This is a genomic window from Chryseobacterium sp. SIMBA_029, assembly GCF_046535275.1.
In the GTDB taxonomy this organism is placed as follows: Bacteria; Bacteroidota; Bacteroidia; order Flavobacteriales; family Weeksellaceae; genus Chryseobacterium.
Window position 1 is genome coordinate 1 of the sequence record NZ_JAWRXA010000599.1, and the last position, 253, is coordinate 253.

The window sequence follows — 253 nt, forward strand, 5'->3', positions numbered from 1 at the left end:
CAGCCCCCCCGAGCAATCAGGGAATAAGGACTTTGATATTTTCGAATATTATTGCCCTCGGCCATGAAGTCGCGATTTTCGATTACTGTCGCATCAACGCCATCGTAAGCATCTTCATTACAAAATAGCGACATGCAGTCGGTACACACATCTCCACCCCAATTGATCCGCTCCTGAACAAGAATCCTGCCGTGGGATGCAGCGACAAGCTCCGCGAAAAGCTGATGCGACACGTCCATGGCGCGGCCATGAT

General features: G+C 51.0%; 1 protein-coding gene. It reads right to left on the minus strand.

The genetic code is table 11. From position 1 onward, the window contains the following. Window positions 1-253: hypothetical protein (locus SB679_RS25380; RefSeq protein WP_410705116.1), on the minus strand; the 253-nt coding region annotated here is incomplete at both ends.